The 24,846-nt window shown below is 36.4% G+C and carries 21 protein-coding genes and 3 pseudogenes; 11 read left to right on the top strand and 13 right to left on the bottom strand.

Going from position 1 to position 24,846, the window contains the following annotated elements; genetic code table 11:
• The first annotated feature begins 39 nt into the window (after positions 1-39).
• From H3Z85_01100 to H3Z85_01085, 4 genes and pseudogenes are all read left to right on the top strand, one after another.
• On the top strand, positions 40-1,809 hold the full coding sequence (locus H3Z85_01100) for an aminopeptidase P family protein (GenBank protein ID QPQ52144.1): 1,770 nt from the start codon (positions 40-42) through the stop codon (positions 1,807-1,809).
• A gap of 639 nt (positions 1,810-2,448) precedes the next feature.
• The gene (locus tag H3Z85_01095; protein QPQ52143.1) at positions 2,449-3,018 is read left to right on the top strand and encodes a Crp/Fnr family transcriptional regulator; all 570 of its coding nucleotides are present in this window, start codon (positions 2,449-2,451) and stop codon (positions 3,016-3,018) included.
• Between the two features lie 54 nt (positions 3,019-3,072).
• Positions 3,073-4,096 (top strand): annotated as a pseudogene (locus H3Z85_01090) (saccharopine dehydrogenase).
• Complete coding sequence (locus H3Z85_01085) at positions 4,093-4,671, top strand: NAD(P)H-dependent oxidoreductase (protein QPQ52142.1); 579 nt, start codon at positions 4,093-4,095, stop codon at positions 4,669-4,671. The pseudogene H3Z85_01090 and the gene H3Z85_01085 overlap by 4 nt, the downstream one beginning before the upstream one ends.
• A gap of 83 nt (positions 4,672-4,754) precedes the next feature.
• On the opposite strand, the gene H3Z85_01080 is transcribed toward H3Z85_01085, so the two are convergent.
• From H3Z85_01080 to H3Z85_01065, 4 genes are all read right to left on the bottom strand, one after another.
• Complete coding sequence (locus H3Z85_01080; protein ID QPQ52141.1) at positions 4,755-5,477, bottom strand: siderophore-interacting protein; 723 nt, start codon at positions 5,475-5,477, stop codon at positions 4,755-4,757.
• 145 nt (positions 5,478-5,622) lie between these two features.
• Complete coding sequence (locus H3Z85_01075; GenBank protein QPQ52140.1) at positions 5,623-6,489, bottom strand: AraC family transcriptional regulator; 867 nt, start codon at positions 6,487-6,489, stop codon at positions 5,623-5,625.
• A 41-nt stretch (positions 6,490-6,530) separates the two neighbouring features.
• Positions 6,531-7,166 carry a LysE family translocator gene (locus H3Z85_01070; GenBank protein QPQ52139.1) on the bottom strand — a complete coding sequence of 212 codons (636 nt, stop codon included), beginning with the start codon at positions 7,164-7,166 and terminating at the stop codon, positions 6,531-6,533.
• Between the two features lie 98 nt (positions 7,167-7,264).
• Positions 7,265-8,164: a CPBP family intramembrane metalloprotease gene (locus H3Z85_01065; protein QPQ52138.1), complete on the bottom strand. Its 900-nt coding sequence runs from the start codon at positions 8,162-8,164 to the stop codon at positions 7,265-7,267.
• A gap of 210 nt (positions 8,165-8,374) precedes the next feature.
• Between H3Z85_01065 and H3Z85_01060 the strand changes: the two are divergent.
• A pseudogene (locus H3Z85_01060) lies at positions 8,375-8,821 on the top strand (DUF3592 domain-containing protein).
• A gap of 75 nt (positions 8,822-8,896) precedes the next feature.
• Here the strand turns inward: H3Z85_01060 and H3Z85_01055 are convergent.
• From H3Z85_01055 to H3Z85_01040, 4 genes are all read right to left on the bottom strand, one after another.
• A complete protein-coding gene (locus H3Z85_01055; GenBank protein ID QPQ52137.1) occupies positions 8,897-9,442 on the bottom strand; it encodes a hypothetical protein in 546 nt (181 codons plus the stop codon).
• Positions 9,443-9,502: 60 nt separating this feature from the next.
• On the bottom strand, positions 9,503-10,516 hold the full coding sequence (gene glsA, locus H3Z85_01050; protein ID QPQ52136.1) for a glutaminase A: 1,014 nt from the start codon (positions 10,514-10,516) through the stop codon (positions 9,503-9,505).
• A gap of 171 nt (positions 10,517-10,687) precedes the next feature.
• The gene (locus tag H3Z85_01045) at positions 10,688-11,230 is read right to left on the bottom strand and encodes a TetR/AcrR family transcriptional regulator (protein QPQ52135.1); all 543 of its coding nucleotides are present in this window, start codon (positions 11,228-11,230) and stop codon (positions 10,688-10,690) included.
• Positions 11,230-11,730, bottom strand: coding sequence for a hypothetical protein (locus H3Z85_01040; GenBank protein QPQ52134.1), 501 nt, complete (start codon positions 11,728-11,730; stop codon positions 11,230-11,232). Before H3Z85_01040 ends, H3Z85_01045 begins: the two co-directional genes overlap by 1 nt.
• Before the next feature lie 165 nt (positions 11,731-11,895).
• Here H3Z85_01040 and H3Z85_01035 point away from each other — a divergent pair.
• The 4 genes and pseudogenes from H3Z85_01035 (at position 11,896) to H3Z85_01020 (ending at position 15,056) form a co-directional block, all read left to right on the top strand.
• Positions 11,896-12,476: pseudogene (locus H3Z85_01035) on the top strand (YdeI/OmpD-associated family protein).
• A 125-nt stretch (positions 12,477-12,601) separates the two neighbouring features.
• A complete protein-coding gene (locus H3Z85_01030) occupies positions 12,602-13,354 on the top strand; it encodes a beta-lactamase family protein (protein QPQ52133.1) in 753 nt (250 codons plus the stop codon).
• Positions 13,339-14,112: a serine hydrolase gene (locus tag H3Z85_01025; GenBank protein ID QPQ52132.1), complete on the top strand. Its 774-nt coding sequence runs from the start codon at positions 13,339-13,341 to the stop codon at positions 14,110-14,112. The genes H3Z85_01030 and H3Z85_01025 overlap by 16 nt, the downstream gene beginning before the upstream one ends.
• A gap of 245 nt (positions 14,113-14,357) precedes the next feature.
• Positions 14,358-15,056, top strand: coding sequence for a DUF1826 domain-containing protein (locus H3Z85_01020; GenBank protein ID QPQ52131.1), 699 nt, complete (start codon positions 14,358-14,360; stop codon positions 15,054-15,056).
• A 112-nt stretch (positions 15,057-15,168) separates the two neighbouring features.
• On the opposite strand, the gene H3Z85_01015 is transcribed toward H3Z85_01020, so the two are convergent.
• Positions 15,169-16,266, bottom strand: a complete 1,098-nt coding sequence (locus tag H3Z85_01015; protein QPQ52130.1) for a hypothetical protein — start codon at positions 16,264-16,266, stop codon at positions 15,169-15,171.
• Between the two features lie 993 nt (positions 16,267-17,259).
• On the opposite strand from H3Z85_01015, the gene H3Z85_01010 reads away from it, so the two are divergent.
• Positions 17,260-17,784, top strand: coding sequence for a hypothetical protein (locus tag H3Z85_01010; GenBank protein QPQ52129.1), 525 nt, complete (start codon positions 17,260-17,262; stop codon positions 17,782-17,784).
• Between the two features lie 111 nt (positions 17,785-17,895).
• Entirely contained in the window at positions 17,896-18,354 is a 459-nt protein-coding gene (locus H3Z85_01005; protein ID QPQ53818.1) for a hypothetical protein, read from the top strand.
• Here H3Z85_01005 and H3Z85_01000 read toward each other — a convergent pair.
• From H3Z85_01000 to H3Z85_00985, 4 genes are read right to left on the bottom strand one after another with little or no spacing between them, the layout of a single operon-like run.
• Positions 18,351-18,881, bottom strand: a complete 531-nt coding sequence (locus H3Z85_01000) for a hypothetical protein (protein ID QPQ52128.1) — start codon at positions 18,879-18,881, stop codon at positions 18,351-18,353. The two genes, H3Z85_01005 and H3Z85_01000, sit on opposite strands and share 4 nt — an antisense overlap.
• Positions 18,882-18,885: 4 nt before the next feature.
• Positions 18,886-19,851, bottom strand: a complete 966-nt coding sequence (locus H3Z85_00995) for a hypothetical protein (GenBank protein QPQ52127.1) — start codon at positions 19,849-19,851, stop codon at positions 18,886-18,888.
• Complete coding sequence (locus H3Z85_00990) at positions 19,796-23,770, bottom strand: ATP-binding protein (protein ID QPQ52126.1); 3,975 nt, start codon at positions 23,768-23,770, stop codon at positions 19,796-19,798. The genes H3Z85_00995 and H3Z85_00990 overlap by 56 nt, the downstream gene beginning before the upstream one ends.
• Complete coding sequence (locus H3Z85_00985; protein QPQ52125.1) at positions 23,767-24,840, bottom strand: MBL fold metallo-hydrolase; 1,074 nt, start codon at positions 24,838-24,840, stop codon at positions 23,767-23,769. Before H3Z85_00985 ends, H3Z85_00990 begins: the two co-directional genes overlap by 4 nt.
• Positions 24,841-24,846 lie beyond the last annotated feature (6 nt).

Raw genomic sequence — 24,846 nt, 5'->3', positions numbered from 1 at the left:
ATTTTTTCGTAACTTTCGGTGTTCAAAAAAAGGAAAAGAATGACTTCAAAGGAAAAAGTTGCTGCGCTTCGTGAAGAAATGCAGAAAAATAATGTTGATGCATTTATAGTATATTCTGCGGATCCGCATATGAGTGAGTATCTTCCTGAAGAATGGCAGGAAAGAGCCTGGTTGTCAGGGTTTTTAGGTTCTGCCGGATTTGTGGTAATTACTAAAGATAAAGCAGGTTTATGGACTGACGGAAGATACTTTACCCAAGCCGCAATTGAATTGGACGGTTCAGGAATCGATCTTTTCAAAGACGGTGTTGAAGGTACCCCCAATTATATCGACTGGATTATTTCAGAAATTCCCAATGGCGGTAAAGTGGCGGTTAATGCATTAGCTGCATCCAATGCCAACTGGGAACTCCTTTCTCAAAAATTCAATGCAAAAAATATAAGTCTTATTGATCTTCCGCTTTTAAAACAAGTCTGGACAGAAAGAGGAACGCCTTCTGAGAATCCTATTTACATACAGCCCGTTGAAAGAGCCGGTAAATCGGTAGCGGATAAGCTTTCAGCGATTCGTCAGAAAATGGAGGAGCAGGAAGCAACTGTTCATATTATTTCCAGCTTGGATGACGTAGCCTGGACATTAAACCTAAGGGGAAGCGATGTACAGAGCAACCCTGTATTCCTTGGATACATCGTGATCACAAAAAATGATGCAGTTCTTTTTACAGGCCTTGAAAAAATGGAAGTGGAAGCCAGAAAACAAATGGATGATGCTTTCGTAAAAATGATGCCTTACGAAGAATTCTATACTTATCTGAAAGGCTTCAAAAATGAAACAGTATTGGTTTCTCCAAATACCAACCAACAAATTGTTGAAACGTTAAAAGCAGACAACCAATTCATCAAAGCACCGGTGCCGGGTAACCTGATGAAAGCCCAGAAAAATGATACTGAGCTTGAAGGTTTCAGGAAAGTGATGGTAAGAGATGGGGTGGCTATGGTAAAATTCTTATACTGGCTGACTCACAATGCTGGAAAAGAGGCCATGAATGAATATTCTATCGGTGAGAAACTGAGAGGATTCCGTGCTGAAGGAGAAAACTTTGTAGGAGAAAGCTTCCGTTCTATCATAGGGTATAAAGATAATGGGGCCATCATGCACTATTCTGCCAAGAAAGAAGGCAGCAAAGAGGTAACCAATGCAGACACTATTCTGGTAGATTCCGGAGGTCAGTATCTTGAAGGTACAACGGATATTACGAGAACTTTTGCTTTAGGAACGGCTTCTGATGAGTTTAAAAGAAATTCAACATTGGTATTACAGGGACTGATCCGTTTATCTATGGTGAAATTCCCGAAAGGAACCAAAGGTGTACACCTTGATGCTATTGCACGACTGCCGCTGTGGATGGAAGGAAAAGACTTCAACCATGGAACAGGTCATGGAGTAGGAAGCTTTATGAATGTTCATGAAGGACCTCAGAGCATCAGGAAAGACCTGAACGCACAGGATCTTCTTCCCGGAATGGTATGTTCGAATGAACCGGGATACTACCTTGAAGGGCATTATGGGATTCGTCACGAAAACCTGATTGCGGTGAAAGAAGCAGAAAAAACAATTCATGGAACATTTTATGAATTCGAAACTTTGACATTCTGCCCGTTCTTCAAAGATACAGTGGTAAAAGAAATCCTTTCTGAAACAGAAATAGCGTGGTTAAATGCATATCACAAGACCTGTGAAGAAAAAATAGGCCCATATCTGGAAGGAGAAATAAAAGAATGGTTCTTAGAATTGGTAAGCCCATTGTAATATCCAGATAAATTCAATGAAAAAGCATTGAAATTTAGCTATTAAACAAAATAATTGTTAGATAATTTAAAGTCCTGTAAGTATTACTTGCAGGGCTTTTTTTATCCCACAACCGTATTTTTACGGATAAAATTTTAGGGATTCCCCTGAGACAGAAAATCAAATGGCAGCCTATCTTTGTCTTACCAAAAAACATCATTCATATCTTCATATATAACTTAGTAAATTCAAAACGGTAGTAAGATCATCTCGTCCTGGGGTGGTCTTTTTTGTAGAGGTCAAAAACGGTAAAAAGCGACGGAAGTAAAAGGATCAAGCATAAAATTTTGGGACTTTACAGAAAGTTAAAGTTAAGCAAGGAATTCGATTTCCTTATTGATGAGGGGCTAAGAAAGCGACAAAGTTGCTGATGAAGCTGTTTGGATGGGTATGCCCTTAGACAGAATCAGCGAAGTTGATTCCACCCTTTCCCTATAATGATTCGCAGGAAGAGTGAAGACTTTACGTTATATTTAAATGGGATAGTTTTCAATATTCCAACCTCTCCATCCATTCCCTCGCTTAAACACCCTGATTTAAAAAAGTCCTGTTTTTTATTTATTTTCGCAGAAAACAATCAGGAAGCATCAGTAATTAAAAATGAATACAAAAGATTATTTTCAGAGTTTCAATTTATTTTCAGAAAATGAAATAGACGCATTTCTGCAGCTTTTTGAAGTAAGAAAAGTGAATAAAAATGAATATTTTGTACAGGAAGGTGAGAGATGCAAAGAGGTGGCGTTTATAAAATCAGGGATTTTCCGTTCTTTTTATCTTGCTGATGACGGAAAAGATATGACGTATTGTTTCAGGTTTCCCAATACAATGATGGCGGCTTATTCATCATTCATCTCCGATAGTCTGAGTAGGGAGAATATGCAGGCCATTAACAATGCAGAATTGATGGTGTTAAAAAAAGAAGCGGTAGATGAGATGGTGCAGGAAAACATCAACTGGATTAAGTTTTTAAAAATCATTGCCGAACAGGAATACCTTGAACTTGAGAACAGATTTTTTCAGCTTCAAAGAGATACTGCTGCCCAACGGTATGAAACCCTTGTGAGAAATCATCCCGATTACATTCAGAATATTCCGCTTCAGTATCTGGCTTCTTATCTGGGAATTACACAAAGACATTTGAGCAGGATCAGAAAAGAAATTTCTTTTTAGACATTTGTCCTGCAGACCGAGCCTCCAGCGTTCTACTTTTGTCAAAAAAAACGTATGGAACAAAATATTCTTATTGTTGGAGGAAACGGTTTAGTGGGTAAAACAATAGCGCGGATTCTTCAAACAAGAAACCCTCAGTTTACTATTTTTATCGGGGGCCGAAAGGGCGGAAAAACAGGTAAAGACTTAAAAGTTGATGTTACCGATCCCGGTACTTTTAAAACAATTACCGATCATAAAATTAACCTGATTATTCTTTCTGTCAATGATAAATCCGATCATATTCTTCAGTTTGCCATAAAGCATAATATTGACTATCTCGATATTACTAAACCAACTCCTGACCTTGTCAGGGCCTATGACATGGCAACACGTCATGAGGTGAACAGCAGGATTGTATTCAGCTCAGGATGGATGGGAGGAATCGTTCCCGGATTGGTGAATGCTATTTCAGACAATGCAGAGGCAGAGGAAGTGAAGCTTTTCGTGTACTATTCAGTGAAAGATCTCGCAGGAGAAAGTTCAGCTCATTTTATGGCAGAAAATGTAGCCGTTCCTTTTTATCGCTATCATAATGACCAGCCGGTTTCTATTCGTCACTTTTTGAATACAGAATATTATGACTTCTCTTTCGGAATAGGAAAACGGCAGGCGTATAACTTTGATGTTCCCGATCTGTATATTTTCAATAAAGTAGAAAAAGTTCCGGATGTCAGCGTAAAGATGACCTATAATTCGAAATTCATTACCTGGCTGCTTGGGACTTTTCAATACCTCAGGATTTTTAATATTTTGTCTTTAAAAAGAAAGAAAAATGATTTTCGGTTCCAGCGGAAATGGAGATCAGTCGGTTTTTGAAATTGTCGTAAAAGATCAGCAAGGCTATAAAAAATTGAGTTTGCAAAGCACAAAAGGACAAGCGGAACTGACGGCTTTATCAGCGGTACTGCATACCGAAGAACTATTGAGAAATCCTCATCAAAATAAGGTCTATTTCAGCCACCAGCTGCATGAATCATTAGCTTTACTAACCCAGTTGAATTCATATGAAACGATCAATATAAAAATAACACAATGAAAAAAATAGCCATTATCAACGGCCACCCCAATAAAGATTCTTTCAATTTCGGAATGGCAGCCGCTTATAAAAACGGAGCCAAAGAATCGGGTGCTGAGGTGAAAGAAATTGTTGTTAAAGATTTAAATTTTAATCCCAATCTTCAATTCGGTTATCAAAGACGGATGGAGCTAGAACCGGATTTGGTTAAAGCCTGGGAAATTATACAATGGGCTGATCATCTGGTTTGGATACATCCTGTTTGGTGGGGAGGTTTACCTGCCCTTACAAAGGGGTTTGTCGACCGGCTTTTTTTACCGGGAATGGCTTACAAATTAAGGGAAAATTCTGTGTGGTGGGATAAGCTTCTGAAAGGAAAAACAGGTCATATTATGACAACCCTGGATCAGCCGGGTTGGTATTATCGTTTATTCTTCGGAAGACCCAGTGTCAATCAGCTTAAAAAATCAACGTTGGAATATTGTGGTGTAAAACCGGTTAGGGTAACCTATGTGGGGATTATCAGAAATTCTAAAGAGGAACAGCGAAATGGATGGCTGAAGAAAGTTAAAAAATTGGGTCAAAAACAAAAATAATATAAGAATTTTGAAGTCCGGAGCTGGAAGTACTGAATGATATATCTTCCAGCTCCGGACTTTCTGGTTTACAAATTCTCTTTTTACAATCCCTTTTTACCCTCTATCCAGTACGCTTGCGATCTGATGCATCGTGGAGAAACACCCTTCGCTTTTAGAAACTTCCTGATCAATGACATGCGGTCCCCATTTCCTGTAAGGTAGAAAACAACATCATCGTGAGAGACCGCTTCCTTTTCTTCTCTCAAAAAGTCGGTGAGTGCCTCTATCATTCTCATTATGCTTTTTTTAGGACTGTGGTATCCGTATAAATTCAGTTTTTCAAGCGCAGAACATTCTTCCAGCTCGTGAAGGCATACAAACAGCGCACCGTTTTCTTCTGCAGCTTCTCTGATGGAAAGGGAACTACCCAGCGAAGTCTCATCACCGATAGAAAAATGGACTTTTGAACCGGGTTCAAAAAAACGTTTTCCTCTTGGCATCAATATTTTTATAGAGTCGCCTTGAGATAATCTCGTGACAAAATTACTTCCTGCCGCAGTATCATCATGCACATGGAATAATACCTCAAAGGTTCCTGCTTCTCTGTTAAAATTAAAAGGGGAATAATTACGGAAATCTCTGTCATTGATTCGTATTCCGATAGCGTAAGCAGGTTCAAACTGGACATCCTGCAAATCGGATTCAAAACGGATTTTTTTAAGATCTGCAGTAATATTTTCTATATGAATGACAGTACAATCTTTAAATTTTGAGGACCAGACATTTTCTACAGTGTCGTTAATCCATTTTGGTAGGCTTGGCATAAAAAATTTTCTTACAAAGGAAGCTTCAAATTTAAAATATTACCATAGCGGTTTCAGGGAATTGATTGGATATTTCGTGGTTGAACAGAGAGAATAAGAATATAGGATAACCTGCTGTACGTCCGGCGCCCAACCTCCAGCTTCTTTATTGCTTTCCATTTCCCTTCCTGAATTCCGAAGGTGACTGGTTTTCTGTTTTTGAAAATAATCGTGTAAAATACGTGTGATCCGTATATCCCAGGTCATAAGCTATCTCCTTTACGGTAAGATGGGTAAACGCCAGCAGTCTTTTGGCTTCCGTTAAAATTTCATGATGAATCCAGTGTTGTACGGGTTTTCCTGTTACCTCACGAACAACTTCCGTGAGGTAGCCTCTGGAAATATTGAGCATTTCGGCATATTCGGATGGACTTTTCATGGTTTTGTAGTTTTTTCTTACCATTATCCTGAAGGCTCTTGTTAGTTGTAAAGAACGGTTGTCTCCGATAGAACGGGAGATATTTTCCTGTGAATACATCACCGCAAACATTCCTAAAAAGGCATTAAGTAATGATTGAACGACTAAAAATCCTTCTTTGGAAGAAAGCGTTTCATCAGTATAAGACGCGTGAAGCATGGCTGCTGCAGTCCTGATTTTTTCGATCCGATTTTTATTAAGACTCAAAGGTCGTATTCCTTCCAGAGATTCTTCAAAAACAGAACGCACAGCATCCGGAACCAGATCTGCTTTTACCGCAACAAACCATCCGTTGACCTCTTGCATGAGGATGCCCTGATGTACCTGCCCGGGTAACACACAAAAAATAGCGGATCCTTGCGCTTCAATCATATGAAAATCAACCATCATTTTGACATGTCCGCTTTCCATACAGGTGAAAATGTAGTGGCTGTCCCGATGTATTCCTTTATCCATAAGAATATCTTCTGTGCTTTGAGTACGAAGATCCATTCTTTTGATATGAAATCGGTGCTCCGAAATATCTTTTAAATCATAAGTAGGAATTGTCTTCATCTTGTTTAAACCGGTTTCACAAAGCTACAATATATGTTTGGCTATTTAGCCTTTGAAAAAGCCATCTTTATTGCAAGATAGGTGAGTACGCTTGCCATAAACCATTTCTGAACCCTGATCCACACAGGATTGTTTGAAAAAAATGTGGCAACTTTGGCTGCAGTAAGGACGATGATGAAATTAACAGTGAAACTTAGTATCACCTGCACAATACCCAATTCTAAACTCTGAGTAAATACCGATCCGTATCCGGGTTTAATGAATTGAGGAAAAAATGATAAATAAAACACAGCCACTTTAGGATTAAGAACATTAGTTAAAAAGCCGACAGTGAATAGTTTTTTAGGACGATCATGTGTGCCGGTATGGTCTACTTCAAAAATATTTCTGCTTTTAGGTTTAATGGCCTGATAAGCCAGATACAAGAGATAAATTGTTCCTGCCGTTTTAAGAACCGTATAAGCGAATGGAACGGCCAATAATACAGCGGTAAGGCCAAAAGAAACCATAATAATGTGAAATATAAAGCCACAAATGACTCCCGTCAAAGAAATAAATCCCGATTTTTTACCTTGTGTAATTGATTTTGAAATCAAATAAATCATATTGGGACCTGGGCTGATGGCAAGAATAAGTGCTGCCAGCATAAAGAACGGAAGGTCGTGAAGTGGGATCATAGGCGGTTGGTGTACTAAAGATCTGATATGGGTACAAAGATACGTACTGTTTGTGATCTGATTTTAAAAAAGATACTCCTATTCTTTTTTTTTATTGTTTAAGTATTAACTGATGAATCTGAATTTTCGATTCTCAGCTCAGGCAAGTCTTTTCTTTTCCGCCAGAAGAAATAGGCCACAACCACGGTGGCAATGGGAAGTGCAATTCCAAACTCATCAATATAGTAATTGGTATTTCCGGTTTCTGTGGTAAACGGTGTAAAAATAGACTGGATAAAAAGATTATGGCTTGCATGTAAAAACACTCCGGTCCAAAGGCTGCCGGATTTCAACCTTAGCCAGGTGAAAATAAAACAGCAGGCAAATATCATAATGGTAAAGCAGGTCAAAGCAAGCCATTTGGGCCCGCCTGTATTATAATTTGAAAATAATAACAAAGGATAGTGGTACAATGACCAGATGACTCCCATCCATAGTGAAGTAGCAGTATAAGAGTTGATTTTTGCCAATTGTGGAGTCAGAAGTCCGCGCCAACCGATTTCTTCACCCAAAGCAGATCCTACAGATCGTACCATCCCGAAACTGCTCATTAAGATAACATATAAGACAATTGTTAATCCGTCAGACAGTTCCCAACCCATTCCTTTTCCGATTTCCTTTACGAATTCGTGATTGTAGAAGCCACCGGCTCCGGTGATCCAGATGATCAGATAAGGGATAAAAGCATACAGAAGAGGAATACAGTAGGCCATTATCTGATATTTGGTATTTCCCCATTTCCAGCCCAATGACGATATCGGGATTTTCCTGATCCTACAAGTGAGAAGAGCTGCTATTGCCGGACACCACATTACGATGGTTGCATAAGAGATTATTCCGCCACCCAGTTTTCCGGTGCGGATGCACATATAGTAGACAGGAAGACAAAAAAACAAAGTAAGTATCAGATAAGTGGCTATATTCTTGCGGATTTCCGTGGTAGAAGCTGGTGTTTCCATAGGTTGATCGGGTTTAATTGATAGTTGTTGTTGGGTTGATGAATTTACGTTTATATTAGATAATAACAACATTTAAAGCCTTGATATTACATGGGTTGTGTTAAAAAAAAACTTTTAAAGAAGAATAAAAGCTTTTTTTATTAAGTTTGTGAAAAGCTCTACCGGTTCCGGAAGATCACATTGATTGCTGCTGACAAGCGATGCCATCCAATGATAGGATACGTAAGCTTGAATAATTAAAAATAGAAAGTTATGTGGCAATATTATCTCATGTCCGGAGCTGGATTAGGATTGTTGATCCTCGCTGTGTTTAGTCTCAAAAATACCCTTTCATTTTTGAAAAAAGCAGAAAGAACAACCGGAACGGTAACTTCATTACGTATGATTGAATCAGATGGAGAAGTATATTTACCGGTTTTTACGTTTCAAACCAGAGATCATATTGAATATACCTATGGTCTGTCTGAAGGAAGTAATCCTCCTGCCTGGACGATAGGCGATACGGAAACAATTATATATGATCCTGAAGATCCTTCCCATGCAGGTTTATACACCTATTTCAGAATTTTTGCATGGCCTCTTATATGGATTTCTATAGCTTTGCCGCTATTGGTGATCGGAGGCGGATATTTTGTTGCAGAACAGTATTTAAAATAGAAGCCAATATCGGTAAAATGCAGATAAAGGCTATAAATTGATAAAAAAAGAGTGCAATTTTCTGCACTCATTTTTTTACTTTACCTTTTCTAAAAGATATAACTTAGCTCCGGAAAATGCCAGTTTAGGCATTAAATTACCTTCCAGAACCATCGTTTTATTATTTACGTCAATTACAGAAATATAATTGTTGGAATTGTATTCAATATAGTTCTCTTTTTCTTTGGTGGCCGGATTTTTTCCAAATTCCATCGAATATTTTACCCAGTCTTCTTTTTCAGAGCTGCAATGTACAGGCTGGAATTTTGATTTTTTAGCTTTAAAAATAATCTGGTCATAGCTATCTGTACACTCTGAAGTAAAAGTGCTTTCAGGATTCTGATCTTTAGAGAAATCTTCAAAAGAACCACGATATACGCCTACTACTTTCCAGGTTCCGTCTAGACGGTCTTCATCTATTTTTCCTTTTGCTTTGCTTACTGCCCAGCTGATACCGTTCACCGTTCCTTTTACTGCTTTATAGCTTACATTTACGGCTCCTTTTACCACTTTTGCAGCGGTAGATACAACGCAAGAGTTTAATACAAGTACGGCCGAAGCCAGAAATAACATTTTTTTCATATCATCAAGTTTTACTAATACGCTGCGAAGATAATATTTTAATAATTAGAAAAAGCAAGATTAAAATATGCTCAGATTATATTGCTTTACCAGATCTAAAATCATATGATATCCCGCAGATGAATTGCCGTGTTTATCCAAAGAAGGGCTGAAGACACCGATTCCCATTTTTCCGGGAACACTTACTGTGATTCCTCCACCGACACCTGATTTGCTCGGTAAACCTACCGTTCTGGAATATTCTCCACTGAACTCATACATTCCGGCAGTGAGCATTTGGGGTTCTATTAATTGGGCAATTTCAGCATTTTTATAGGTAGTATCTCCGTCAAAACGTACACATTGATTGGCAAAGAAATAACCGATTTTAGCCAGATCTTCAGCAGTGACCTCAATGGAACATTGTCTGAAATAATTGTCAAGCTGATCCTCATTTCCTGAGATCAGGCCACTGTTTTTCATAATGTAGAACATTCCACGGTTTCGATGACCGGTGGTTTTTTCAGATTCGTACACAGATTTACTGTAGTCTATTGTTGGGTTTTTGGTAATATACCTCACCATATCCAACACTTTTGTAAACGGCTTTTCGCCGTCTCCGGAAATTAAAGAAGTGGTAAGAATAGCCCCGGCATTCATCATCGGGTTAAGTGGTTTGCCCATGGTTTCAAGATTGGCAAAATGATTAAAAGGCTTGTCGGTTCCGTAATAGCCCATTTTATCAAAAATATGGGCTTCACCTTTTTCATTCACAGCAATCATCAATGCAATAATTTTTGAAATACTCTGCATGGTAAATTTCTTACTTACATCACCGGTATTATAGACTTTTCCGCTTTTATCCACTACTGAAAAGGCAATAGCTTTAGCATCCATTTTCCCTAATTCAGGAATATAATCGGCCACTTTACCTTCGGTATAATAAGCTCTGTTTTTTTCCAGAATGCTGCTCAGGGTCTTTTCAGAAATTGCAGGAACCTCTGCCGTTTTCTGAGCATACGTCATTGTATTGAAGGAAAGAAAGGTTGCGAAGACAATTCCCTTTGTGGAAAGTAAAAAGCTATTTCTTATCATAAAAATCTGTTTCAAATAAAATATTAATGTATACCTCAAGAAAACAAAGATAAAATATTTCATCTTCTGAGAGCTATTCTTCTTTGCAATATCCGTTCCATCCCGGGCCAATTGATAAAAATACCAAGATACCTCTTTGGGAAGATGCTTATTTGGAAAGCAATATTCAATCTATTTTGCTATTTGTTTTATAAGATCTTCAATGTTCAATGCTGGGTTTATAGCTAATAAAAATAATATTCCCTCATATTTTGTAATAATTTCAAGAGCTGTTTTTTTTGATTGGCTGTCATTATCTTTGGCATCTATCAGTAAGCTTTCCATATTGCTGTAAAATTGGGAAACTTGCTCTTTAAAATGAGGGAGAATACTAAAGGCCTCAAAATACATAATATAATAGGAAGACATTCCATTTTCAGTAATCGCTAAAATTTGCGGAATAAAATTCAGGTAGAATTCCTGGATTTTAGTTTCAATCTCTTTGATGGTCAATTCAGACTGCCTGTAAGCGTTCCAGTCTACAGCAGTGTAAAATTGTAAGAAATACTGATTGATAACCTCTTTATACAGGTCATTTTTATTTTTAAAGTGATGATAAAATGCTCCTTTGGAAAATCCTGATGCCTCTACCAGTTGTTGCATAGAAGTATTATGAAATCCTTTATTGATAAATGTCTGGTACGAGACCAGAAGTATTTTTTCTTTTGTTTCCATTATTTAGCTGTCATTGCTGCAGTGGTTGCAAATATAATAATACCCAGCCCTACGACAATAGCAACACCAATAAACCCATACATGGATTTCGAAAATTGCTGTTGGTTGGGTGTATTTTGAAGTCTTCTGGCTTTCCGTACAGCGTACAGAAATAGAGGAATAGACAGCACTGTTCCCAAAAATTCTAAATTAAAAAGTAGAGTAGGCATTGCTGTAGGAGACTGTGGAAAGATCGCAAGCAAATCGATTGTGTAAACGATAAAGTAACTGATTCCACATATATATGCTCCTTTATAAGCCCACTTCCATTGCTTACCTATACAATAAATTAAAAATAAACTTACTATTCCCAACAGGGTCAGGAAAGAGTTGAAAATCCCTAAAGTGGCTGCTGAAATGTGAGAAAAATCCCTTGATTCAATAAACCCGCCGGGAATCATAAGGGTTAAGTTCACTGCTGATAAAAAAAGAAGCAGCTGGATGCGTTTTGTTGTATTCATTGTTTTTTATTTAGTACCGACCGTTCGGTATGTAAAAGTAAAATTAATATTTTATCCTGCAAAATGTTTTTGACTAAAAATTTTCTGATATTTTTTGTACTGACAAACGGTTGTCACCAATCATTATTAAATTTACGAAACAATACATTTTAAAATACTGTTTCGATGAAAACAACAGAAAGACAAAAAATATATATCATTGCCTGCAATGAATGGAGACAATGGCTGGAGGAGAATCATCAGACCGAAGAATCTGTCTGGGTGATCTGTAATACCAAAAAATCAAATCTGCCTGTGGTCCGCTGGAGTGATCTGGTTGATCAAGCACTGTGTTTTGGCTGGATAGACAGTACAAGAAAATCTGTTGATGGAGGCTCGTTTATGCAGCTGTTTACCAAACGTAAACCGAACAGTACCTGGTCTAAAATCAATAAAGAAAAAGTTCGGAAAGTCATCGATGATCAACTCATGATGCCTGCAGGCTACCAAAGCATCAAAACCGCAAAGGAAAATGGTTCCTGGGAAATATTGGATAGTGTTGAAGACCTTATAATTCCTCAGGATCTGGAAGATGCATTTGAAAAATATATTGATTCAAAGGAATATTTTCTGAGTCTCAGTAAATCGGTAAAAAAATGCTCCTTCAATGGGTTGTTCTTGCTAAGCGACCTGAAACCCGCAAGAAACGTCTTGATGAAATAGCAAAACAGGCCTCTCAAAAAAACAGACCACAACAATTCCGATAATGTAAAGGGTATGCAGGTGTAAAAGTAGAAGGGTTTTTTTGTAATGTCTTAATTAATAGTTGTTTGTATTCTTTTTTAATAAGGAATTTGTACATTTACTTACCTTAACCATGATGCTAAAAGACATGAGTACAACATTATATTCACGATATCTTCAGACCAGGATTTTTTTTATAACCGCACTCTTGGGAATAGCTTCTTTTTCAGTTCTGAAATCACAAAATACAGCAGAAAAACTTGATACTTATTTTTCTGCAAAAGCCAGACATGGTGATTTTAATGGAGTTATTCTCGTGGCTGAAAAAAATAATATACTTTACCATAAAGCTTTCGGATTTGCTGATTTTGAACATAAGAGATTGAACACTTTACACTCACGTTTTCCTATCGGTTCCATCACTAAATTACTGACCGCTACAGCAGCTCTTCAATTGGTGGATCAGGGGCTTCTGAATCTGGAGGCACCCATCAGAAATTATCTTTCTCAATTTCCTTATCCGGACATCACTCTCAGCCATCTTCTTTCGCATACTTCAGGTTTGCCGGGTTGGGATGCCGTTTTTAAAAATACAATCCAGAAGCATCCGGATGCAGTATTCACACTTGATGATATCCTGCCGGAATATACAGATCAAAATATTCCTTTGTCTTTCAAACCCGGCTCTGCACATGAATATAATAATGTTAATTCCGTATTTGTTGCTTTACTCATTGAAAAGGCTTCCGGTGAACCTTACGACATTTATATGAAACAGCATATTTTTGCTCCGGCAGGGATGAATGATACTTTTATTCCGGAAATTCCTTTTTTCAACTACACCGGCTCGGAAAAAAGAATGTATCGAATCTGTATATCGATCATATGTTTAGTTCAATAAAAGAAAATGCCGAAACAATATCAGCGAATAAGACATACTGGAAAAGATTCAACTTTAAAGGTTTTGGTGAGATTGTTCTTACTGCGGAGGATCTTTTTAAGTTTAAAAAGGCATTGACAGAAGGAAAACTGCTGTCTTTATCAACTTTAAAAAAAGCACAAACGGAAGTAAGGCTCAGTGATGGCAGTCCTTCAGGGATTGGATTAGGCTGGCAGATAGAAGAGCATAACATCTTAGGTAAACTGATAGGGCATGGAGGCGGACTTCCGGGGTTGTCAACAGGTTTTATTGACCAACCTGATACCCAGCGTGTAGTCATTGTTTTTGATAATACGCAACAAAACGCAGAAGATCTTGAAATGGAAGCATTGATGATTCTTTTTGGCAGGAAACTACCAACTCCTACAAAAAATATAGCCCGAATTTATGGAAAGAGCTTACTGAAAAGCGGATCTGCAATCGCTACACATGAACTTCTCAGCTTACAAAAAGATACAACGAAGTATTACCTTTCTGAACAGCAGATGAACAGACTGGGTTATGATTTTTTGCGTTCAGGAAAAATTCCACAGGCAGTTGAAACATTCCGAATGAATACAGAGCTCTTTCCACAAAGTTCCAATACTTACGACAGCTATGGCGAATCACTTCTCAAAGACAGCCAGAAAGAAAAAGCTTTAATAATGTACAGAAAATCAGTTGAACTCAATCCTGCTAATGAAAATGCGAAAAAAATTATCGTTGAGTTAAGTCGATAATGTCGCACTTCATATCACTTTCCTATATTTTTTGACAGGATTACTTAGCAGATTTGGCGCTAAAGTATTCTGAATATGTTATTTATTAGTAAAACTGTATTTCGAATATCGGCTTTTGGATGAGATTGAGGCTAAAAAAAATGAAAAGCCAGAATCGGTAAAAACAGATGGTCTTATGATATTATTTTTCTCCTCATTTCTTATTTTTGCAAAGAAGAAAAACACCCAACAGGTCTATTTTAAATATGAGCAATATATTTTCTGACAATCATCAAATAAGGAAAGTTTCAACTTTTTCAGAACTTGTCAATACTCATTTTCAAGGAAACATGAATGCTGTGTGCTGGTATAGGGATTTGGTGGGTGACTTTAATGAAATTGTATCTAAACTTCAGTTGGAAGAAAATATCACGGAAGTTTCTGCAGAAGATCTTTCAGCTCTGGATCTTTCAGAAAAGGGAAGTGCTGCAAGAGACATTATTCTGAATGATTTAAAATTGCTATCAGATTTCGGAGCGTTACCGTCTCTTAATTTGCTCAAAAATTACGAAAGAGATAAGGAGTTTGATTTTATTTCCACAGATGTCTATTCATATCATGTCGACCGTTCACCCATTGGTACAGATACTTTTTTATGCACATATCATGGTGCAGCAAGTGATATTCTCCCTAATGCCCAGGCCGAACAAAAAATCCAGATTCCGGAAGTTAGGGAAAGGCTTAAAGAATTACACAATGGTCCGGATGATGAGTTTGAGGATTTTTTAAAAGAATATTTTTTCGATCTCCATTATCAGCCCAAACCTGATGCCCGGCCTGTCAATCTGGGAGTAGGGCATCTCTGGCGACTGGCAGTGGATCATCCTGCACAACAAGTATTACCGTGTATTCATAGGGCTCCTGTTGAAAATGACGGAGAGTTACGTCTTCTTTTGATCTGCTAAAGTATCCATAAAACGAATATAAGTCCCTATACATAGAGACTTATATGATTTCTGATACGAAAAATAAATGATGGAATGAGTAATATACTTATATACAAACTCTTTTCATACCTTATCTTTTTACTGCCCAGACCGCAGCGTTTGAAGTATTGTAAATTACAAGATTACCGTCATTCTGTATTACGAGTCTGTCAGAATTTTTATTATACGTGTCGGCACTGAAAACAGGTCTGTTTGATCTGTCGTAAACCACCAAATTTCCATCTGCCTGAAATAGAGCTCTTACTCCTCTTCCTTCTGTGTTGGTGGCCCATACCGGAGAATTTCTGTCATTATACAATACCAGATTTCCATCATTTTGAAAAACAAGGTAATGTTGTCCATTTTCAGAATAAAACTTTTGTTCTTTGCTGAAGCTTTTGTCTCTATAGATTGTTCCTGTGTAATGAGTTCCGGATTTACTTCCTTCACTGCTCTTTGATGCCCAGACTGCATAATTTGAATTTCCGTAAATCACCAAGTTTCCGTCATTTTGCACTACCAGCCTGTCTACACCTTTATTATAAGTATCCGCACTAAACACAGGTCTGTTTGCTCTATCATAAACAACTAAATTTCCATCAGGCTGAAACAGAGCTCTGCTTCCCCGTCCATCTGTATTAGAAGCCCAGATCGGAGAGTTTCTGTAATTATAAAGCACTAAATTTCCGTCATTTTGAAAAACCAGATAATACTGTCCGTTTTCAGAATACATCTTTTTTTCTTTACCAAAACTTTTATCTTTATAAATAATTCCGGTATTATTATTAATAGATTGACTTCCGGCACTGCTTTTTGATGCCCAAAGTGCATTATTTCTATTGTTGTAAATTACAAGATTTCCATCATCCTGGACAACAAGTTTTTCTGCACTTTTATCATAAGTATCCGCGCTGAAAACAGGTTTGTTGGCTCTGTCATAAACGACAAGGTTTCCGTCGGGTTGAAAAATTGCTTTATTTCCTCTTCCTTCAGTATTAGAAGCCCAAAGTGGAGCTTTTCTTTCGTTATACAAGACTAAATTTCCATCATTTTGAAAAATGAGGTAATAATCTCCGTTCTCAGAATAATAACGCTTTTCAAAAGACAGGGTCTGCCCTTTATTTATTTTTTGAGCAAAAAGGGAACTCACCATAATTGTACTCAATACAATAACTAAAAGTTTTTTCATTTGTAATTTTTATTTTTTAACTGTTTATTTATATCTTTTACTTCCCGATACAGAACTTGGAAAGTCCTAGTTTTCAATGGTCTGTCACCATTGAGGGACATATAAGGGATAAATTCGCACAAACCAATAATAACTCTTACAAATTTACGGATTTTATAAAAATGAACAAAATATAATAGAAACAACTTTCATTATTTCCCACTGTAATTCAAGAAATTATTGTCAATTTTTTAGGAAGCATAATGATCAAAAAATGAGTTATATTTTGACGATTTGATAATAGTAAAAATTGCTCATTTCTGACAGATTTTTAAGTTCATACTTGTGTTTAAACTTTATAATTTTAAAAATGAGGGACAAAATGCCCAGTTTATAAGTAAGTTTTTTTTGCGTATATAACTGTTATTCAGTTAGTTATTGATATTATCTTATTTTTCTCAACGCATTGATAATCAGCTTAATAAAGTATTTAATAGTTTTTATTTATCCAAAAATAACTTTAGATCGGTGGTGAAATCACTGGTGAATTCACCATCGTTTTTGTGAATTAAAAAGACGTTTTGTATCACAAGATGAAATATTTGTGAAGAAGTAAATGATTTATTTGCTGATGTTTTATTTATTTTCTGATTAACACCATTCTTTTTTTACTCGTAAGTTTACAGCTGATTCCTCTGTTAAAAATTTAGTTGAACACACTAACGATTTGATACGCATTATCATTCTTCTAATTTTACTATTTTTTTATATCTTAGTTATCTATAAAAGCGACCAATAATGAAAAGTATTTCTCAACTTATTTATCGATACCTAGAATCAATTCTGAACATCGGGTCTATTTTCAGATTTATAATCATATTGGTTGCCATATGCATGTTTGTATTATCATTTATTGCATTTATTTCAACTCAAAGGTTACTGTTCGAAAATCATTTCGACTTTTCACCTGATGGTATGAGTTTTTACATTAATCAATTCAGCAAATTTAATGGATTGTTTGCCGCAACAATCACAATCATACTCGCTTATTACGGTATTGAAAGGCTTAAAGCAGCAGAAAGAGCAAATATTGACAAGGTTAGACTTGACCGATATTCTGATTGGAAAACCATCACTGATGCTAGAATTGATGTCGTTAAAGACGAAAATCCATTATTCAGGAGAGAGTTTATCAACATTAGGTATCAGCTTTTTGAAGATTTATATCCCGCTTTTGCGATTGAAAATAAAAAGCAATTACGAGCTCTTTTTAACAAATATTTTGCGAATTTAATCCCAGCATTTGAATCAAATAATAAAAAACAACAAGGTTGTGGAGGAATATACCAATCTGCAGCATATACTTATTTTGGTCAAAATTTTCTTTTTGTTTTCCTTGGAAGTGTAATTGGAGTGAAGTATGATAATGCGACGGAAGATCTTTTGGAAATGTATCTTGCAAGTCTTCCGAGCGACAGAATTATAGATTCTCTCGCATATCAAAGCGCTTTAGAGCGCTACATTAAATACAATAATTAATTTACCCTTTTCTCCCAAAAAAATAAAGCAATCATGAAGGATTATTATCGCCTAACAACTTCCAAAAAGCAAGAAATAGCTCAAAACCTAATTGATATTTTTGAGAAAGATATCATACCTTCAGCCGATACAATAACCTTTATCTGTAACTGGGTCTATACGGACCGAAGTGAAAAATTTAAGGCTTATTATGACGTATGGGAAATTGTATTAAGAAATTTCATCCCAAAGACGAAACCTATACTGATCAGAAGCATTCCCCGTAGATCTAAAGCAGAATACATTGCGAGCTTTACAAATACGGCATATTCGGCTGTAAGATTCGGTGAGCGAAAAGGCTATTGGATTATATGCGATACAAAAGATTGTCTGCCATCATTGGAAATCAATAAAGGGAAATACAGAAATACCTTTTACCCCCTTAGCGATGTATTAAAAAAAGCAAAAGCTAATGGCGGATACGGTTTTTCTGACCGATTTCTACGAGACTACGGCGGCGAAGACGAATACATTATGAAAATAGACTATTCAGTGATGCAATTATTAAAATACATAGATTATAAGTACTAAACTATGTTTTCTTCCAGGAATTCCCTGCCGTTTTGGAAAAAACGAATATCGTATTTGCCCGTATTCTTTTTAGTTCCAAAAATTATTGCTATACCTAATTTGTAATTGTAATGATTACCAAGAAAATCAATGGTTAGGTGTTCAAGTTTAATCAGGTCAAATTCTTTATGTTTTCTTGTATGGCTGTCCTTTTTTACTTCGATTACAACTAAGTTATGGTCGTTTGTCTGCCTTCGATGAATAATGATGTCAGGACTTATTTTGTAATTATCATTTTCATTTGGTTTAAAACCTATTTCCATCATGCGATTTTCTGCTATATCCAGCGCCTTCCTATCATTTGGCTTATCTATGTCACCATTATATTCGGGATCAACGTCGAACTGGGGGAAAAAAGGCTTTAAATAAAAGGCCAGATGAGTAGAAATATTAAGTTCATTAAGACCTCTTGCTAGATTACCAGTTTCTTTTTCAAGTAGAACATTTATGGCGTCTTTGATATTTTTTACAATGATTTCTATTTTCATATTTTTATTTGTACTGTATTAATTCATCTTTCAACATGTATGCTTTTGGGGAAATGATAGTTATTAGAAAATCCAAGATAAAGAGATAATCAGCCAGCAATTCTTTGTTAGTTTTTATGTCGTTTCCATATTTGTAAAAAGCTTTCTCAGCGAAGTTTTCCAATAGCTTCCTATTCACTTCGTAAGCATTTTGGCTTTTAAGCATCAAGGCCACCCAACTTAAAGATTCCGGCATAAACTGCTGAAAAGCCACACCACTCAAAAATTTGATGCACTCGTTTATTTTGTTAAATCCATATTTGGTAATAAACTCTTTATAATAAAGGCTTTTTCCTTCAAGCACATGCCAATTTTCCGATTCCGCAGTCCAATCAAGATCCATAAAAAAGAGCGGTATGTAAACCGTTGTTTCATTCTCAAGTGTCCACTCTCGTAAAACATCCCAGAGTGCCCAAAAATTATCTTTAGGTGAGCCATTTGCAACAGACCGGATAAATTCTTTGAGGAGCCGATACAAATAATTTGTTACATCAGTGGTATTTAGCTTTTTGTCTTCAGTTATGGTAAGATTCAATAATTCCTTAAAAAGAGGCTTTGAAATTTCAACGGATTGTGAAAGTAAAAATCTTGGATAGAAGAACGTGAATGCATGTCTACTTTCAAAAAAATCAGACTTGCTCCAAGATTTTTTGTCTCCTAAAAATTCCAGGTGAAGTTTAAGAACTTCTTGTACCATGTTATGTTGTTCCGCAACTGTCGTTGTCCAAGGTATAATGCGCAGAGCATCATCAAGAAGCCAGTGAGTGGGCATATCAAGAGTGAATGATAGTTTTGCAGGTTTTTCAATACTGCCATTAAGAACCACTGTTGTTAAATGATCCACAAATTCTTCCTCCTTTACAACATCTGTATTCTCATTTTCCGTTTCCTCCCCCGTACATCCACATAGCATCCCTGCGGCGTTGTTCAATAGAATTCATTTCTTTTTTGTATTCTATGAAGGATAACAGGCCATACCAGCAATTTAATACAAAATCAGGATCATCTTTTACGAGTTGATGTGCTATCCCAGCTTGAAGCGCAATTCGTTCCTGTTCGTCCAATCCACTTATAAGCAATCGAAAAATTAATTCCTTTATTTTCAGTATAGTTTTTTCGTCTGTTCCGTAATTAATATTATATGAAAGACCAGTAAGAGCCGCCTGCTTACCAAAAACGTCAAGATACATATCCATAGATTCTTGGCCCATCAGATTTTTTTCTGCAAAGTCCATGATTATTTTCCGGCACCATACTAATTGCTCCTCGTCCATTTCTGTAAAAAAATCGCGTAAACCTAATGATGCCATCAGAGTTTTCGAAGTCATAAAATCAAAGTGACCCTTTGATTGTTGAATATAATCATATCCTTCTCGCCACTTTTCGTAATGGTGATCATCAATAGGTTTATTGTCATACGCATCTTTTGCCCAGATAACATTAACAGCTGGTATTGTGTCAAGATCATTAGTTTCTGTCACATTTTTTCGAACTTCCTCATCATAGGCTGGTTGAATCTGGAGCATTTTTTTACCGTTATATTCAACTGGTATAAATTGGTATTTACGGGCATCCATATCAAATAGAAACTTTCTCCATTGAAATTCCTCAGCTGGAGCCTGTTCCCACATTTTATCAATTTCCTTATATAATAGATCATTATGGGTCCGATAGATAAACATATAATCAAAAACAAAACCTACGAGGCCCTGATAGTATTTTCGCCGGTGAACTTTTGAATTGGACTTGGTTCTTTCATTTTTCTCGTATTCATCATCATTGAATACTTCATTAGTATATAATTCTGACATCCATCGGCTTGATTCCCACCAGAAAAAAATTGGTATACCTAATAAACAAACCGAATTTTCATCTAAAAGTTCAGGATGTGCTTGTATTACACTTATCGTAATTCCCAGAAATGCAACATTGTTAGATTCTTTGATAATTTTTTGAAGGTACCCTTTTAATTGTTGATCTGTTGTTTCCCCAATTAAGTCTAAAAGTCCAGCTTCAAGAGCCATTAATAAGGAGGCGATATGCCGGTTTTCAGATCTTTTACTTCGATACATAGACCAATAGTCATAGGTCCCATAATAAGACTTCGAAGTGCCATCGTGGAAGCTTACGGTAATATCTTCAATATCCTCACCTTGCGATTTTAAAACGCTTTGGTTTTTTTCAAACGCAGCATTTAAAAAAATGATAATGAAATCTAATGCTTTATCTGGATGATAGAGAAACATCCAATAAAAAAATGTGTGATAGGCACTTGGAAAACCATGTTCGGTATTAAATCGTCGGCTCAAACCGAAATCCCTTGCATCGGACCTACGAAAATGGATAGGAGTATAAGGTGGTCTTCTATCTTCTTCTTTATTTAACCAATCTTCCCTCGCAATCTCCAATACATCATGTGGGAAAAAACGGCATATTTGGTCAGCCATGACGCCTTCAGTAATACATTTTCGAATTTGATTTAAAAATTGGATATTATTCCATCGCTCATTTCCAACATGTGGGTTTTTAGCAGCCTGTATTAAGTTTTCAACTAACGAAGGGTCCGAAGCGGTCAGTTGAAAGATTATTTTTACATAGGGCTCTAATACCGAGCTCACTGAATCATATTTTACCGCTCCAATAAATGCTTTCTGAACTCGATGAACGAAGTCTTCCAAAAAGTTGGCAACACTTTTGGCACATGATGGGATTATTTGAGGATTGAAGTCAGGTAGTTGTTTCGACCACGCCTCAATAAGTGCTATGTATTCGGTATCGATTTTGAACGATGAAATTGTAGCATAATTATCCCAAATAAAGTCAATAATATAGTCCCATCCGGAACCTGTTGGCAATAACTGATCTAAACTTTGTTTGGCCGGGTCGATACGTTTACATCCGATCTGGAGTAAAAACATTATCTGTTTCAGGAATCGCCCTTCGTTGTTAAGAAGATTATCTTTTAGTGCATCTAAAAGTATTGCAGCATTCCTGGAACGGAGTGATACAACTAAAAGTTCGTCTTTCCATGATTGCGACAATAAGCTATCTTGCAAAAGTTCATGAACGAAACTTACCGATTTGACCGGCTCAGTAAGGTAGAACTCTTCCATCCACAACCGAAATGCTCTTTTTATTGCAGGGTTATTTTCCATGGATTCTAAGAAAGTTCTACTGTCTGGCATCAGCTTTTTTTGCTCTGAAATAAATCTTATCAGCGCCCAATCCTCTAAAATATCGTGTGAGGGACTATATTCAGGATTTATTCCGATATCGTTCTGTTGTATAATATTGTCCCTCAAAAGTTGAGAAATCGTGTCTTCGCTTCCTGGAAAGTCGGTGAAGAGGCACATTTCTCGTGATCTTTTTACACAAATTTCGTAAAAAACAGCTCCTCTGGCGGTATTTCCATTCTCTACTATGTGCTGCCACATCAACTTCTTAAATTTTATTTCATCTAATTGTTGCTCACTTTCCAGGAAAGGAATAATACGAACTGCCTTGTCAAGATAATAGGGGTTATGAAGTAAATGTTTGATTTTTGGGTTTTCAAGTAATGTTTTAAGTTGGGGGATGGCATCCTGAACTAGTTGTATCTCTCCATCATTAAAATCATTGACTTCTAAATATGTATTATTTTTTGGAAGCTCAAAATAAAAATGAATGCGAAACCTCTGTAATAAATATTCCCTAACTGTTATTAAAAGAATTATGCGCGAATTTGATTTCATAATTTGGAGCAATTCATTAAATGCCCCCGAAAATTCGGATTCTATTAATTTTTCAAAACTTTCAATCCAAATCAAAACATTTCGTGCGGATAAAGGACTACCGACAATTTGTTGGATTGTCGCATTATATCCGGCACTCTTCATCGCTTCATCTAAGGTATTACAGTAGAGATTTTCTGGAGTAAGCGTAATGACAGTGTAATCACCTTCGGATTTTAATTCTTTCACGACGGCTTTCGCCAGAGCTGATTTTCCTACACCGGGCTTTCCATGGATAACGACAAGATTATTTTCTTTAATAGCACGAATCAAAAGGGATGTGTCACGATGAACAGTGAATGAACCAACTGTCTCCCTAGTTCTCAAATTAATTATTTCTCTATTTTTATCCATTTTCCCATAACTATCCAATATTTCAGGATTAGTTTCGGGTTTCAATTCTTCGATGAGTTTGAATTTGTTAGGATCAATGAGGTTATTATAAGCTAAAACCTTCGTTGCTATAAATGTATTTCCATCTACGTAAGTATGAATTATTCCTACAAAATAGAGATTTCCGAACAGATCGGCATATGCTCCTGATCCTGAAAGACCAGCTACATTTGACATGGCCTGTTGATAAAAAGTATCTAGTGATCCTTCATGATGCAATGTAAAAATATTCGGATTATGCTTTTTATTTTCAAGAAATTTAAGCGAAAAAGGCTGGTCGTCTTTTTGATCATTAAAATTTGCGAATCCCCTAACTGTATATTCTTGGATAGTATCATCCGCATCAATAACCTGACTGAAAAACCTTTTTCCGGTTAGCGCTACTATATCATTCGCAGGTACAATAATTAAGGCCAGATCTTCTTCATTATTTACAGAGGTTATCACGACTGCAGTATCTGAAAGAACATATGAATGATAGGTCAAAGACTCATCATTAAAAATTTGATCCAGTAGTATTCCTTCTTTAGAATATGTTTTGTTAAACTTTTCTCCAACTAAGCAATGTTTAGCGGTTAAAATATATACATAATCAGTATCAGCATCTGGAAAGTATATAACTGCGGTCCCAATGTCTTCATTGCATTGAATTCTGATGGTAGAAAGCTGGGGTAACTTTAGATTCATATATTGTCAGTGATTTCTTCAAATAAAAATAGTTCGTTTTCGGGACCAATCTCTTTATAGGTAGTTTCAAATTCGTAACACGTTTCTATCTTTGCATCAATTTTAAATAGATCTCTCAATTCCTTTGTGTCACAGGAATAATGAATTTTAATTTTTATTTCGTTTTTCTTTCCATATTCTAATAGCCTTACCAATGCTTCTTTGTCTGGATGTTGATTATGGATTCCGTTACCGGTTACAACAAAATTTTCTGTCTTGACCATTTCTAATAACTCAATACTAGTGTTTGCTTTGCTTCCATGATGAGATAATTGCATAAAGGAGAGCGGAATGGGATTTGTTGAACTGTACCGCAAGGCAGAAAGACTATCTTCAATATCTGAGGGATGGCTATCTGCTAAAAGTAAAGCCGTAATGTCGCCAAATTCAACAAGGGTAGCGATAGAACTGCCATTTACCTCATCCTTATCTTGATGAAACGGAAGGTCTTTAAGTTCAGCTATAGTTTTCGCATGGTCTGACTGTGAAGCTTTTCTTCCAATTTTCATTGTCCGCTCTTCCTCGGTCCATAAATCTTCCGCTTTTTTTTGCTTTTCAGGCGTAGGCGAAAGTATCGTCATTTTCAGGCCAAAAACTTCAATTGGATTTGTTTCCGTATTAATAGACGTTTCAGTTTGAAAATAACTCTTTTTGATATATTCTCTCAATGTTATGCCATCACGGACTGAAATTTTCTCACGGGGTATTTGGATAGGTTCGGAGGTACTGTTAAATATAAATCCCTTAACAGCCTTGGACTTATCTTTTATGGTTTTATCCTGCAGGAAACCTAAAACTGAACCGATATGATCTCTGTCAATATGACTGATTATCCAATAATCAACGATTTCATCAGCAGCTAAAATTTCTTTAATAAGTTGAGCAAAAGCATTTTTATATTCACGAGCGTAACCTCCATCAATTAGTATATTGTGCCAGTTCGAATCTTCTCCTAAAAATCTAATGTGGATTGCATCACCACCTCCCGTGTCGTAATAATGGAAACTAATCTTGTGCGTTTTTTGAAGCATGATTAA

The sequence above is a fragment of the Chryseobacterium indologenes genome, assembly GCA_016025055.1.
Lineage (GTDB): Bacteria > Bacteroidota > Bacteroidia > Flavobacteriales > Weeksellaceae > Chryseobacterium > Chryseobacterium indologenes.
The sequence above is the reverse complement of the archived record's forward strand: the minus strand, read 5'-3'. Positions and strand labels throughout refer to the sequence as shown.